Raw genomic sequence first — 15,138 nt, 5'->3', positions numbered from 1 at the left:
GGTTTTAGGAGAGTGGACATCATACAAGTCGAGAAACTGAACGCAAATCTCGTAAAGCTGAAAACTCGTGTGTCGGAAGGGCAATGGGGCAAACGCATCGTTGCGGAATTGGAATATGCTAATCGGGTTTCAAAGGTGATGGGAGGTCAGTATGATGATCTGATCGATCCCGTTGTTATTGATCTGCTGAATACATTAGATCAAGAAGGCATCATCGGGGAGCAAACGGTTCGCAGTGCAGAGCAGCGGTTGTCTGAAATGGCAGCAGCAGCGAAGTCGTACCATTTGATTTGTGCTGCTCATGCCCACTTGGATATGAATTTTCTTTGGGGCTGGGATGAGACGGTATCTGCGACTCTTAATACGTTCCGGACAATGCTGGATCTGCTGCAGGAGTATCCTGATTTCCGCTTTTCCCATTCTCAAGCAGCTGCCTATCATATTGTTGAAACCTATGATCCTGAAATGCTAGAAGAAATAAAAGTCCGTGTACAAGAAGGACGATGGGAAGTAACGGCATCAACTTGGGTTGAAGCGGATAAGAACATGCCAAACGGTGAAAGTATGACTCGGCAGTTCTTATATGCCAAAAACTATCTTACACATTTGTTCGGATTGCAGTTGGATGATTTGCAAATCGATTTTGAGCCGGACACTTTCGGTCATGCGCTTAATGTGCCGGAAACATTGCATCACGCGGGCATCAAATATTATTACTATTGCCGTGGTCATAACAATGAGGGACATCACCTCTATCGCTGGATGGCGCCCTCCGGGAGATCGGTTATCGCATATAAAGAGCCGCATTGGTACGATTCCCGCATTGAAGGTGAAATGGTGCTTACGGTGCCGGAGTTTTGCCAGAAAACAGGCTTGAATACGATGATGAAGGTATATGGGGTAGGTGATCATGGCGGCGGTCCGACGCGGCGTGACATAGAGCGCATACTTGATATGAAGGAATGGCCGATTTTTCCGACCATTCGCTTCGGAAAGTATGCAGAATACTTCGCGCTAACAGAGCAAATAGCCGATCAACTCCCGATTGTACAAAACGAGCTGAACTTTATTTTTACAGGGTGCTACAGCTCGGAAGCACGTTTGAAACAAGCGAATCGAGTTTCGGAAAACCTGCTGTATGAAGCGGAAGCATTGTCTAGTGTGTCCGCGTTGTGGACTTCGTCCAAGTATTATGGCAAGCAATTAGAAGAAGCTTGGAGAAAAACTTTATTTAATCAATTCCATGATATTTTGCCGGGAACAGGCATTCCAGAAACGCGTGATCATGCACTTGGAGCGTTCCAAGAAATATCCGCCATGGCTAATAGCAAACGAAGCGCTGCTTTGCGTAGTCTTGCTGCGCGCATCGATACTTCACGTTTTCTTGTTGAGGGCGAGGACCTGAAAGAAAGCTTTTCCGAAGGAGCAGGCGCTGGAGTTGGTGTCAGCATAAAGCATCAATTTCGAACAGGCGAAAGTGACCGCGGACGCGGGAAAACACGGATATTTAATGTGTTCAACAGTGCTCCAACCGCACGTAAAGAATTAGCCGAGATTACGATTTGGGATTGGGATGGAAATATCCAAAGCATCGGTTTGAAAGACGACGAGGGAAATCCACTTGAATTTCAATTTGTGGATCGTGGATTTGCCGAGCATTGGGGGCACTTTTTCTTGCGTGTATTACTGCCTGTAAAAGTTCCAGCATTGGGATACAGCACCTATATTATGACGGAAAAAGCAGGTGATATGGCAGCCCTTACGGCAAATGACTTCTATCTCACGGGTCAAAACCTTCCACCTGTGGAACTGTATACGTTTGTGTTGGAGAACGAGCTGTTAAAGGCAGTCCTCGATGTGCGAAAGCTTACGATTATTTCATTAATCAATAAAGAGAATGGACAGCAGCTCATCGATAGCAGCCGACCCGCAGGCGTATTCCGATTCATCGAGGAGGATACTTTTCAAGGAGGTGGCAATGCATGGCTGGTAGGCCGATACCGCAAAATTGAAGAGCTCACTGAAGGCATCAAAATCGAAAGCAGTGAATTAGGCAGCAAGCTGCTGAGGCAATCCATTACGTTCAGCGTCCCGTTTCGAAGATCGAAATTGCAAGTTACGGTATCTCTGGATCAGGGCAGCAGCAGGCTCGATTACAATGTGGAATGTGATTGGCATGAGTACGGCAATGAAAAGGAATTTACACCACAGTTACAGTTTTATGCGCCTTTTGGTTATGAATGCGATTCCTATCGATACAATATGGCTTTCGGTACGATTGAACGTCCTTCACTCGACTTAGACGTACCTGCGAACAGTTGGGCACTCGGGGTTCCTTCGAACCATGAGAAAGGTAGAGCAATTATGCTTCTATCGGATTGTAAATATGGATTCCGAGGTACGGATCGAGCACTTTCCGTCACACTGCTGCGGGGCTCTTATGGCCCTGATGCTTATCCGAATACAGGGGTTCATCGCATTCGTTTAAGTATTTGTGTAGTTGATGCTTCTAAAAACCAGCATTTGATTGAACAATCCTCCCATTACCATCTTCCGCTCCAATACATCTCAGCGGCTGCGAGTAATGGAGATTGGCCGACAACACAAAGCTTCTTGCAATTAATTGAAGGAACGATTGCAATCTCTGCGATCAAGATGCCTGAGGACACTCAAGCTGTTAATCGATGGATTATTCGCGTGTATGAAACAGAAGGAAACACATCAATGGTAAAGCTGGAGTTATGCCGCAAGGTGAGCAAAGCTTATTTTGTCGATACGTCAGAACGTCCAGTAGTTGAGGGGGATGTTTTCATTAATGAATCACAAATAGGTTTTGAGGTTATGGCTTTTGGCGTCGCGAGCCTATGTATTGAATTTGAACAATAGGAGGGTTGTCCGGTGAGTATCGATCAGCAAGCAGAAAAGACTACACAAACCTTAATTTATCCGGTTTATGAACAAAATGTAGAACGGATTCTGGATCTGCCGCGAGTCCGGCATCTGTTCGATGTGTCAGTATTGAGACCGCATATGGGCGCCAAAGATGCAATAACGTGGTTTTATGGTCGTCTAGGACAACCGGATGTTGTTATCGTAGGTATGGGTGACGCCTCGCTAATTCACCCTGTTCGGATTAGGGAAGCAGCCGGCAACACGGGAAGAGCAGCAGCCAAAGAGAAATGTGGCATTGTGCATGTTTCTTTTCAAGCGCTGTGGGATGCCAATATAGCATCCGATCAAGAAGCAGAAGCTATCTCGGCATGGGTGGAAGGTTGGAAACTGGGTACATATTCCTTCGATAAATATAAGACGAAGTCAGATAAGCTGGAAATCCCGATCCTTTCTTTCGATGGACATTCGAGCTTGCAGATCCAAAAGGCTATTCGCCAAGGGGAAATTCATGCGGATGGGACGATCTGGGCGCGCGATCTTGCGAATGAACCAGCCAACTATTTGCGCCCGTCAGTACTAACGGACAAAGTGATGGAGCGTTTTTCCGGAACTGGTGTGGAGATTAATGTCTATACTGGCGAGGAGCTCAAGAGGCAAGGTTTTGCCGGCGTAATAGCGGTTGGTAAAGGAAGCGCATATGCACCTGCATTTATCGAGCTTCGATATTGTACGGATGCGTCAAAGCCGTTTACAGCTCTAATTGGCAAAGGAATTACGTTCGACACCGGGGGAATCAGCCTTAAAAAAGATTACGATATTAGCAGTATGAGAATGGATATGGCCGGTGCGGCAGGTGTGCTTGGAGCGCTGGATATCGTCGTTAAGAGCGGTGCGTCCGCCAACATAGCGGTGTTGGTGCCGACTGCAGAGAATGTTATATCAGGGAATAGCTTACTACCGAGTGATGTAATCCGATATGCGAATGGCCTAACCGTTCAAGTAGGCAATACCGATTCGGAAGGCCGACTCATACTCGCTGATGCGTTGATTCATGCTCATCGAATAGGGGCAGTGGAAGCGATCGATATGGCGACGTTAACTTACGCTGTCGTCGGCGCACTAGGAACGAAGATTGCAGGTATCCTCGGCGACGACGAGTTGGTGGGGTTGTGTAAACATGCAGGTGAGCCGTTTGGCGAGAAAGTATGGCAGCTCCCATTGGTAGATGAATACGAATCGTATTTGGATAGCACATATGCCGATGTCTGCAACATTAGCAGCGGTGATGGCGGAGGTGCGATTTCAGCGGCACTGTTCTTACGCAAGTTTGTCCATCCTTCATTGAAATGGGCACATATCGACATGAATGGTCCAAAAGATTCATCCTCCGCGAGTGGCCAGCAGGCTATCGGTGCGACCGGCTTCGGCGCGAGAATGTTGGCTTCGTTTGTGATGTCGAGATAAAAAGGAGTGAAATGCTCCTCTTTATTTATTTTTTTGTAAACGCAAACAAATACATATATAACATAAAACAACAAGAGGTGAGCGTTGTATAGAATATTTTATCAAATTCATGTAGGAGGTTATTTATGTTGCTTATGAGAAATAAGAGATTGGTTAGCATGATTTTGGTTATGAGTTTGTGGATTAGCTGTATCAGTGTCGGTTTTCCTCATGCTATTGCTTATGCTGATGATAGCAGTCAACCTACTACGGTTTCTGGTTTAGTTGGTGAATGGAAATTTGACGAAGTGTCGATGGATGGCATATCTCCGGACACGTTGAAGCGGAATAATGCTATCCTTACCGATGCTGCAATAGGAAGCGGCAAGGTAGGTAAAGCCTTATTGTTAAATGGTTATCTTAGTTACGCCACTGTACCAAATCAGAATTTGATAAATACAGGCAGTGATTTCTCCATGAGCTTGCTTGTCAATTTCAATTCAACCTATACAAACAGAGACGTTGTCATTGTTCAGCAGCAAGGTGAGGGCGGAGAAACGCTGCTATCACGCAGAGCGGATGGTAGATTACAATCCTCTCTAGGCGGAAAAACGACGATCGGAGCAACATTAATTGAGCCTAAAAAGTGGTACCATGTTGCCCTTAGCAGAGAGGGTGACCAGGTTAAGCTTTATGTCAACGGTGCGTTAGAAACGGCTTCGGACGATACGTTATTAGTATCGAATAATAGTGATTTTCGGATTGGAGCTGACCGAGAACCGGAAGTGACAAACGCTTGGCCGGGTTACATCGACGAATTCAAGATTTATGACAAGGCTCTGACAGATGAGGAAATGAAACAGGTTCCGGGTTTTAACTGGCCTATTATTTCGTTAAACGGTAATTCGGAAATAAGTTTATCCTTGAACGATACCTATGTGGAGAGTGGTGCACAGGCATCCGATTCAAAGGACGGAGATATTACGGCCGATATTCAAACGACTGGTCTTGTCGATACGAGTAAAGGCGGCATCTACAAAGTGAACTATACGGTATCTAACCAAGCAGGAGATTCGGTTACTAAAGTGCGGGCAGTAACTGTTATTCCACCAAAAACGTTATCTCGCGCGAGCAGAGTTTTGATTGATAAAGGGCTGCAAATGCAGACGTGGATGACAACGGATCAATCAGGTCGGAAATATGCAAGTGCAGAGGAATGGAAAAACAGTCATTTTACTACGGCTACCTATTACGAATATCCGGGCTATAACCAAACGTTCCATAACCAGGTGCCAGAAGCACAATGGTCGTTTGTAAAAGGGGCATTCGGAGATGGATTGGGAGGCGGTCCGAAAGAAAAAGATATGATGGGCTTTCTGAGTGATGCGCAAAAAGCTAATGTAGATAAGCTGATTACGATATCTTTTGGAGATGAAGAAAACTACAGCAATGAGATCTTGAAAACCTTTACGGATTGGTTCAAGCTTAGCCACGAACTTTATCCGGATGTCCTCGCTCACAGCAACCAACAATCGCGTCAATGGCAAAGGGACGACTATGAAACGTACATTCGTACGGCCAAACCTGACCTGCTCACTTTCGATGATTATTTATTCTCAACAAGAGGCTCGGACAACAATCTATTTACAACAATCGTCAATAACATTAATGACCAAAGAACGATTGCACTGAAGGGCTATGACGGTACAGGGCAAAGTCCGATCGCTTTCGGGCAATATTTGCTTGGCTTCAAGACAGGTGAGATTCCTGCGGATGTAGGTCCATATATTATTACTGAATCTCAAATATACGGCGTTCCGTTCGCCACATTGACGATGGGCGGCAAATGGCTCAGCATGTTCCGTTGGGAGTATGACAGCAACACATTCTTATTTTTTGACAAGGATGGTAAACCTACAAAGCAATATGAGCAATATGCCGAAATGGCAAGGCAAATAAAAAACCTTGGACCGCATCTCATACGGCTCAATAGCACAGATGTCTCTATTTTGCCGGGGCAACATAAGGATTCAAACGGAAGAATCGTTAAAAACCTAACGCCTAGAGAAACACCAAGATTCGATAAGAATACTCAGCTAAAGCATCCTTATTTAAGAAGTGTAGTTTCGAAAAACTCCAGCGTTCAAGGAGGACTTAATGGCGATGTAATGCTTGGTTTTTTTGAACCTCTGCCAGATACAGAGTCGTTTTTCAACTCCACAGACATGGAATATTTTATGGTCATGAACGGACTGACCTCAGGGAACGGTAAAACGGTGGAGCAGCACGGAGAGGGTGCTGAGACGGAACAGACGATTATGGTGCAATTAAATCTAGCAAAATACAATAAGGATGCGATTAAGAAAGTAAGTAGACTTACAGGAGATCTGGAACCTGTTGAATTGACGCCAATTGGTGGAAACCTCTATCAACTAGAAGTCGTCCTTAACGGGGGCGTAGCGGATTTGTTCCAATTGGATAAAACAAAAGTAAACCTTGAGTACATTGCTGCGAATGCTATAAGTCTTCCAGAGACACTTACAATGGATGCAGGAGATACGGAAGCAATAGAAGCGGTTGTTTTACCAGCAGGAGCGACCGAGAAGAGTGTAGATTGGTACACATCGAATGAGCAGATCGCGACCGTAGACAGCAATGGAAAAGTAACTGCGATAGCTGGAGGGAAAGCAGTTATTACGGCAATTAGTGTTGATGGCAACAAAAAGGCAACCACTAGCATCACGGTTACTAGTGACGTTGTTCCTGTAACTGGCATTAAGGTTTCCCCCTCAACCGGAACGCTCTATACGAATGAAACAATGAAGTTGACTGCTGAGATCTTACCAAGCAATGCAACGAACAAAGCATATGAATGGTTCAGCAGCAACGCTGATGTAGCTGCCGTGGATCAGAGCGGTAAGGTATTTGCGAAATTACCGGGCTCGGCTGAGATTTCGGCAAGAACATTGGATGGACGATTTGTTGCTAGAAGTACAATAACGGTGTTGGACGCAAACAGCGAAGCGTCATTGTCGGAGTTAGTGATTAGTGGAGGAAAAGAGAACATTGTCTTTAATAGCGAAATATACGATTATACAACAAGGGTTAATACAAAAGTAGATGCAATTACGATTCAGCCACGGCTGAAAAATAAAAAAGGCACGATGACAGTTAACGATATTCCTGTCATCAGCGGACAGAAGATTACAGCGAAGCTGCCGATGGGCAATAGTAAGATCGTATTCGTTACCAAAGCAGCGGATGGCATGACAACAAAAACCTATACGCTAACGGTAAAACGAAACAAAAATGTAGCGCTTGAAGCTACGGTTGTAAGTGCGACATATTTGAATAAAGATGGAGAGCCAGCTAACTTAATTAGAAACGATTACGATAACTCAAGTGAGCATTCGCCGCTCAAGTTTGCTGACGGGGATGAGGAGACGTATTTCCAAAGTGCTGCTATTACAAACCTGAACCCAAAAGGTGAGTTTAATCCTGCGCATCGGATTATGCTGCAATGGGACGACGATAATCTTCAAGATTTTAATAAACTAGTTCTTGTCGTCAATAAAGCACAGCAGCAAGGTATAACCGTCATCGATACTGAAACTTCTGTAAATGGCACCACATGGCAGGAGCTTAATGCTAAAGCCTATAAACCGACATGGCAGACAGACAGTCAAGACATTTACGAAAGTGTAACCATTGATCTTCCCAATTATAAGGAATATTACGGTGAAGGTTACAAGGGGTTGAAAGGCATTTATTTGCTGCTATGGGCAGCGAATTTAAATACCGATCATAAATATGCGATCAGCGAATTTGAGTTGTACAACGAACAAGATGCAGCAGAGCCTGTTGAACTGACTTTAGGTGAAATACCTGGTACTGATCCTGAAAATCCTAATGATTCCGTAATTGCAGATTGGGTATTTTCCGAAGCAAATGTGCAGCCCGGAACATCTATCGAAGCAGGCAATTTGTTTATTAAAGATAGAAGCGGCAAGGGCAATGATCTTAAAATGGCCGTTGTTGGAGCTCCGGGAGGCAACAGGCTGTCATTTACTGACGACGGTGCTCTTGATTTTGCAAATGATAAAAAAGATGGCCAATATTTGACGACAGTAGAAGGCGCACCAATTAATAGGGAAACTTTCGATAAAGGTTTTACGATTGAGGCAGAGTTTAAGCTTGGCTCCAGTATTAATAACTGGATGGGAATTTTGACCCGTCAAGGCAATAACACGTTTGATCCAGGGGAACAGGAGCCGCTATCAACGTTATCGATTTCAAGCATTCGCGAAGTTCAATGGGCAAGTACACATGGGAACTCGAGCTCGAACGAGCTCCAGTCGAACTGGTCGAACTCACTTTCAGCTATTAAAGCTTGGGCACAGTCAGATGAGTACACGCATGTTGCAATCGTGAATGATGGCTCAAAGACACGCTTATTCCTAAATGGTATAGAATCCATTCGCAATCCTGAGACGGACGAAATCATAAATGGAATCGCAGCCGAAGCGGGCATGGGGTGGAATGTCGGAGCTTATGAGTGGGATAGGGCACCGAACAGTCTCTTTTTAGGGGAAATCAAACATATCCGAGTATCCAGTAAAGCATTGGAGAAGGATCAATTCATTAAAACGGAGTTCAATTATAAGGTAGATTACGGGACGAACAATGATCTTCCGATGTTTGCACAAGATACGTATACGTTTGCGATCATTCCAGATCCTCAGTATGTGGTGCAATCCAAACCGGATATTCTTGAGAAGCAGCTTCAGTTTATTGCAGACAATTATGTTAGCAAGAATATCGCTATGACCGTAAATGTTGGCGACACGACCCAAAGCAGCGCAGCCAAAGAATGGGCTTCTGCCGATAAGGCCTATAAGATTTTAGATAAAGCTAATGTGCCTTATATTGTTACTCGCGGCAACCACGATTTGAATGGCTCTGGCTATCTGGACACGATGGGTCCCAATAGATTTGCAGGGACAGAACATTTCAAGGGCGCTTCGCCATCAGGATTAAGCACCTACTCGATCATTACAGCCGGCAGCTACAAGTATATGTTCCTTGCGGTAGACTCAGTGGGGAACAATTCGAGTAATACGAAAGAAAGAGAATGGGCAAAAACGGTGCTTAATGAGAACCCGAAAATGCCAACCGTCATCTTCTCGCATAATATTATGACGATCGATGGCAACGGCCAAGTAAGCGAAGGCGGTCAGGGCAGCTTATTCTGGAGAGACCTTGTCGAGAATTATGATCAAGTATTCATGATGGTAGGCGGACATATTAGCGGTGCTGGTCTGAATGTGAAGAAGAAGGCTAATGGAAATGAAGTCTTGCAGGTGTTAACTGATTATCAATCGGATATCGCTGGCGGCAACGGTTGGACATCTTTTTTTGAATTTGATGAAAAGTCAAAGGAGATTCGTGTGAAGACGTTCTCGCCATATGTTGATAGCATTCCGGTAGGGGAGCGTTCATACCTGGACACGAAATTTCTGATTGGTCCCGGAGATATGTACAACATTCCATTTGATTTCAGCAGCAGATTTCGTTTTGCAAAAAATGATGTCGTTGATGTCGTCACTCCCGACGTGACAAACGACAAAGGTTCAATTAATTTAGTGCCTAAAGTTGATGCTAGAACGGGAGAAGCAAAGGCCGTGGTAGAAGAGCGAGACTGGAACAAAGCGCTTAGCACATCTTCTGCTGATGACGATGGTGTGAAAACGGTTAAAGTCGAGGTGCAGAAAGCGGATAAAGCAAAAGCGTATGTCGTTGAGCTTCCGAAAGCAGCACTTCATTCTGATCTAGCGACGCATTTAATCGAGATAAAGACTGCAATTGGAACAATAACGGTACCTGCCAATATGCTAAACGGACAGGATTTGACCGGAGCGAAGACGGTTGCGCTAGTTATTGCGAGCGTAGAAAAAACATCGCTTGATCCAGCTTTACAGGAACAGATTGGCGATAGGCCAATTATTGAGATTGATGTGTATATCGATGGAGCTAAGGTTGCTTGGAGCAATCCACAGGCTCGAGTGAAAATTTCAGTTCCGTATACACCATCAGATGCAGAGTTAGCCGATTCGGAGCATATTGTAGCAGGGTACATTAATAACATTGGTAAAGCGAGCACTGTATCGAACAGCAGATATGAGCCATCCACCAAAACGGTTACTTTTACTACAACTCATTTCAGCAAGTATGCGATCATGTTTGTTCATAAAACATTCGATGATCTCGATAACGTGAAATGGGCTAAAAAGCAAATCGAAGTGCTGGCAACCAAAGGGATTATTAATGGCACGTCTGTAACAAAATACAATCCGTCAGCTACAATAACAAGGGCGGACTTTATCGTCCTGCTTGTTAAGGCGCTTGAATTAACAGCTCCAATCGATACGAATTTCGACGACGTCAGTTTATCTTCCTATTATTATAATGAAGTGATGATCGCCAAAAAGCTTGGTATTACTAAAGGCAGCGGAGACAATAAATTTAATCCGCTTCAACCGATTACGAGACAGGACGCATTCGTTCTACTGCATGAAGCGATGAAGGCTGCCGGTATGAAGCTGAACGAAGGCACGTCAGCTGGGCTGGATCGTTTTAACGACAAAGCAAAAGTTGCGAGCTATGCGATGGAAAGCTTGACGGCGTTGATTGAAAATGGAATTGTCAAAGGAAATGGGAATTCCATTCTTCCGCTGGCTCCACTATCAAGAGCAGAATCGGCTGTAATCGTGTATAACATGATCAATAAATAATGAATGGGGTAGTGCCGCTCGAGCTCAACAGGGCGGCTTTTCCTTTTTTGCAATGACTGAATATGCAAGGTACTTCATGTTAAATGAAAGGGTTTTCAATATTTTTAGTTTAGTTGAGGAAAGTAATTTTTAGAGGCTATTGTAAAACGGGGGAGAATCTATTATACTGACTTCAATTACCGTATGGTAGCGATTCCAGAAAATCAGTTCGTTCATTTCTGGTATCGCTACCATACAGATTGTTGAACAAAATAGATGAGCTATTAAAGACGTTTTGTTGGAGACATTATCGAACTTCGATTGATGCCTCTATTGAAAGAGGAAGAACAGAATAACTGCAGCATGAAAGGAGTGTTCATATGGAAATGATGGAGATGCAAGGTGTGAACAAGCCGATGTCCCGGTTGATTATGGGAACGGGAGACCTGAGAGTATTGGACGATGCAAAACGGTTGATGCTTGATGCTTACATTGAAGCAGGCGGCAATATGTTTGATACTGCCCATCAGTACAGAGGGAAAGAGAAGATTTTGGGACAATGGCTGGCGGAGAAGAAGATTAGGGAAAAAGTAGTCATTATGAACAAAGGCGCTCACCACGATGATGGGAGTCCAGGCCCACGGGTGAATCCACAAGCCATCCGAAAGGATCTGGACGAAAGCTTGGAGAGGCTGGGAACAGATTATATCGATCTATACGCGCTTCATAGAGATGATCCGACCGTCGAGGTTGGGCCGATCATGGAAGAGCTGAATGAGCAGCTTGAGCAGAAGAAGATTCGTGCGATTGGCGCATCGAATTGGTCGCATCAGCGCATACAGGAAGCGAATGAATACGCGTCGGCGCATCAGCTAGTAGGTTTTACGTTTAGCAGTACGAACCTGAGTCTTGCCAAAGCGAAAGAGCCGAGGTGGGAGGGCTGTGTGTCTGCTGATGAGGAAACCTGCAATTGGCATGAGCGTAACCAGCTGCCGCTATTGTCATGGTCTTCGCAGGCAGGCGGATTTTTCTCAGGCCATTTTACGCCAGACAATCTCTCTGATTCGGAAATGGTGAGAGTGTATTACAACGACAAAAACTGGGAGCGATACCGACGAGCGGTGAAGCTAGCGGAGCTGAAACAGGTAACACCGATTCAAATCTCTTTATCTTATGTTCTTCATCAACCTTTCCCAACATGCGCGATCATCGGACCTCGAAATCTTGATGAGCTTCATGATTCGGTTATGGCTATGAATCTACCATTAACTGCTGGGGAAGTCGAATGGCTGGATTTGAAAAAGGAGGAGATTGCGGGATGATCAAACACCAATTGGCGGCTCAGCTCTATACTTTAAGAAACGAAGTAAAGAAGGATTTTCCAGCGGTGCTGAAGCAATTGAGTGAAATGGGCTGGGCGGCCGTTCAAATCGACGGGCTGCACGGATATGAAGCACGAGAAATTGCTGCGGTGATGAAGGAACTCGGATTACGTACCGCTGGCATGCATGTAGGACTCGAACGAATGAAGTTTGATTTAGATGCTGTGCTGGAAGAGGCTCGCTTATTCGATACGAAAGACTTTATCTGTCACTCCCTGCCGGATGGGCTGCAAAATCCAGAAGGGTATGCAAGCGTGAAGAAAGACTTGCTTGAAGTGGCTGCTAAAGTTAAAGGCACAAAATATCGCGTTGGCTATCATAATCATGATTTTGAATTTCATACATCCATAGATGGTAAATTTGCACTGGAGTACTTGCTTGATGATCCGGCCATTTACGCTGAGATTGATACGTACTGGGTTCGTAAAGCTGGCCAAGATCCTTTGTCTTTCATCCAGAACTATGCGAATCGTATGCCGATTCTTCATTTGAAGGATATGACTGCAGACAGCAGACAAACTTTTGCTGAAATCGGATCAGGAGTTATTGATTTTTCTCCAATCCTGCAATGGGGATTGCGAAGCGGCGTTGAGTGGTTTGCGGTAGAGCAGGATTACTGCACAGGAAGTCCGTTGGACAGTCTGGCTGCTAGCCTGGAATACTTATTGAAATTGGAAAAAACGCTCGTTTAACCTTGAAGCCCGCATCTGAATAACCGGAACAGCGGGCTTTTCCTTATCCAATCTATAATGAATCGAGGTTTTGCTAATGAAAACGATTCGCTTGACTATGGCGCAGGCTTTGCTGCGATTTCTGGATCAACAGTATTTGTCTGTAGACGGAGAAGAGATAAAGTTCGTTCGTGGTGTTATGGGCATCTTCGGACATGGTAACGTCACAGGCATCGGCGAAGCTCTTGAGCGAGAAACTACCGATTTATTGTTCGTGCAGGGCAAGAACGAACAAGGTATGGTTCACGCGGCTACAGCTTACGCTAAACAGAAGAACCGCCGTCAGATCTTTGCTTGTACGACTTCAATCGGCCCAGGAGCACTTAATATGATGACTGGCGCCGCAACCGCAACGGTTAACCGCATACCTGTGCTGCTTCTGCCAGGCGATAACTTTGCTTCCCGTCAGCCTGACCCCGTACTGCAGCAATTGGAGGTTCCGAGTGACTACTCCATATCTGCAAACGATCCGTTCAAGGCAGTCAGCAAGTTTTGGGATCGCATCGCCCGCCCGGAACAGCTGATGTCGTCGCTTCTACAGGCGATGCGTGTGCTGACTGATCCAGTTGACGCCGGAGCGGTTACGTTAGCGCTGCCGCAGGACGTTCAAACAGAGGCTTATGATTATCCAGTACGCTTTTTTGAAAAGCGTATCCATTTCCTACAGCGCCGTCCAGCGGAGCAGGATGCCATTTTACGTGCCGCAGATTTGATGATGCGCAAGAAGAAACCTTTGATCATCGCAGGGGGAGGCGTTCACTACGCGGATGCGACGAAAGAGCTTCTCGCATTTGCAGAAGCATTCGGCATTCCGATAGCTGAGACGCAGTCGGGCAAAAGCGCGGTGCCGTGGAATCATCCGCTTGGCCTGGGCGGAGTTGGTACAACCGGCACACTGGCGGCGAATCGGATAGCTGCAGAAGCAGACTTGATCATCGGAGTCGGTACACGATTTTCTGATTTCACGACGGCATCCAAATCCGCTTTTCGCAACTCCGATGCCGCATTCCTGAACTTGAATGTTAGTTCATTTGATGCGGTTAAGATGGAAGCGGATTCGATCACAGCAGACGCAAAGTTGGCGATTGTCGCACTGCAGATGGAATTAACGAATCGCAGATTCAGATCCAGCTATGCTGACTGTTATATCCATGAGTTGAAAGCGGAGTGGGACAGTGAAGTTGATCGTCTCTACGCTTTGGAGAGCCCCGATGGGTTAACCCAGACTAGAGCACTCGGTATCATTAATGGATTCATCGAATCGAAGGATGTTGTCGTTGGCGCCGCTGGAAGCCTTCCGGGCGATCTGCACCGTGTCTGGCGTGTAACTGAACCGAACACTTATCATTTGGAATATGGTTTTTCCTGCATGGGGTATGAGATAAGCGGTGCTTTTGGCGTCGCGCTTGCGGAACCGGATCGTGAAGTGTATGCGTTAGTTGGTGATGGGAGCTACCTCATGCTGCACTCTGAGCTGATTACGGCAATACAAGAGGGCGTGAAGCTGACCATTTTACTATTCGATAACAACGGGTTTCAATGCATTCATAACTTGCAGCGCGGTCACGGCAGCGACGGCTTTGGCAATGAATTCCGATTCCGATCCAAAGAGACGGGAAGGTTAGATGGACCGTTTATGCCGATTGATTTCTCTTTGCTTGCCCGCGGCTTAGGTGCTGCCTCATATAAAGCTACCTCAGCGAAGGAACTGGAGCAGGCGCTGCACGACGCGAAAGCGGAACAAGGACCTGTGCTGGTGGAAATTAAGGTGCTTCCGGGAACGAATACGGATGGTTATGACTCATGGTGGAATGTCGGCGTACCTGAGGTGTCTGTGAGCGACAAAGTGAGGAAAGCGCATGAGCAGATGCAGCAAAACATCAGTGCGGCGCGCCCTTATTAATTGGAAAGAAGGGATAT

Annotated in this window: 6 protein-coding genes; all 6 read left to right on the top strand. The window is 45.6% G+C overall.

What is annotated here, in order from left to right; all coding sequences use genetic code 11:
• The first annotated feature begins 12 nt into the window (after positions 1-12).
• The 6 genes from MHH56_RS18460 to iolD all read left to right on the top strand — a co-directional run bounded on the left by MHH56_RS18460 (position 13) and on the right by iolD (position 15,121).
• Positions 13-2,886, top strand: coding sequence for a glycoside hydrolase family 38 C-terminal domain-containing protein (locus MHH56_RS18460; RefSeq protein WP_339203043.1), 2,874 nt, complete (start codon positions 13-15; stop codon positions 2,884-2,886).
• A gap of 12 nt (positions 2,887-2,898) precedes the next feature.
• Entirely contained in the window at positions 2,899-4,356 is a 1,458-nt protein-coding gene (locus MHH56_RS18455) for a leucyl aminopeptidase family protein (RefSeq protein WP_339203041.1), read from the top strand.
• A gap of 125 nt (positions 4,357-4,481) precedes the next feature.
• A complete protein-coding gene (locus MHH56_RS18450) occupies positions 4,482-11,126 on the top strand; it encodes a LamG-like jellyroll fold domain-containing protein (RefSeq protein WP_339203039.1) in 6,645 nt (2,214 codons plus the stop codon).
• Between the two features lie 359 nt (positions 11,127-11,485).
• Entirely contained in the window at positions 11,486-12,427 is a 942-nt protein-coding gene (locus MHH56_RS18445; protein ID WP_339203038.1) for an aldo/keto reductase, read from the top strand.
• On the top strand, positions 12,424-13,179 hold the full coding sequence (locus MHH56_RS18440) for a sugar phosphate isomerase/epimerase (RefSeq protein WP_339203037.1): 756 nt from the start codon (positions 12,424-12,426) through the stop codon (positions 13,177-13,179). The genes MHH56_RS18445 and MHH56_RS18440 overlap by 4 nt, the downstream gene beginning before the upstream one ends.
• Positions 13,180-13,255: 76 nt before the next feature.
• Positions 13,256-15,121: a 3D-(3,5/4)-trihydroxycyclohexane-1,2-dione acylhydrolase (decyclizing) gene (gene iolD, locus MHH56_RS18435; protein ID WP_339203035.1), complete on the top strand. Its 1,866-nt coding sequence runs from the start codon at positions 13,256-13,258 to the stop codon at positions 15,119-15,121.
• Positions 15,122-15,138 lie beyond the last annotated feature (17 nt).

This window comes from Paenibacillus sp. FSL K6-3182 (assembly GCF_037976325.1).
Taxonomy (GTDB): Bacteria; Bacillota; Bacilli; order Paenibacillales; family Paenibacillaceae; genus Pristimantibacillus.
The sequence above is the reverse complement of the archived record's forward strand: the minus strand, read 5'-3'. Positions and strand labels throughout refer to the sequence as shown.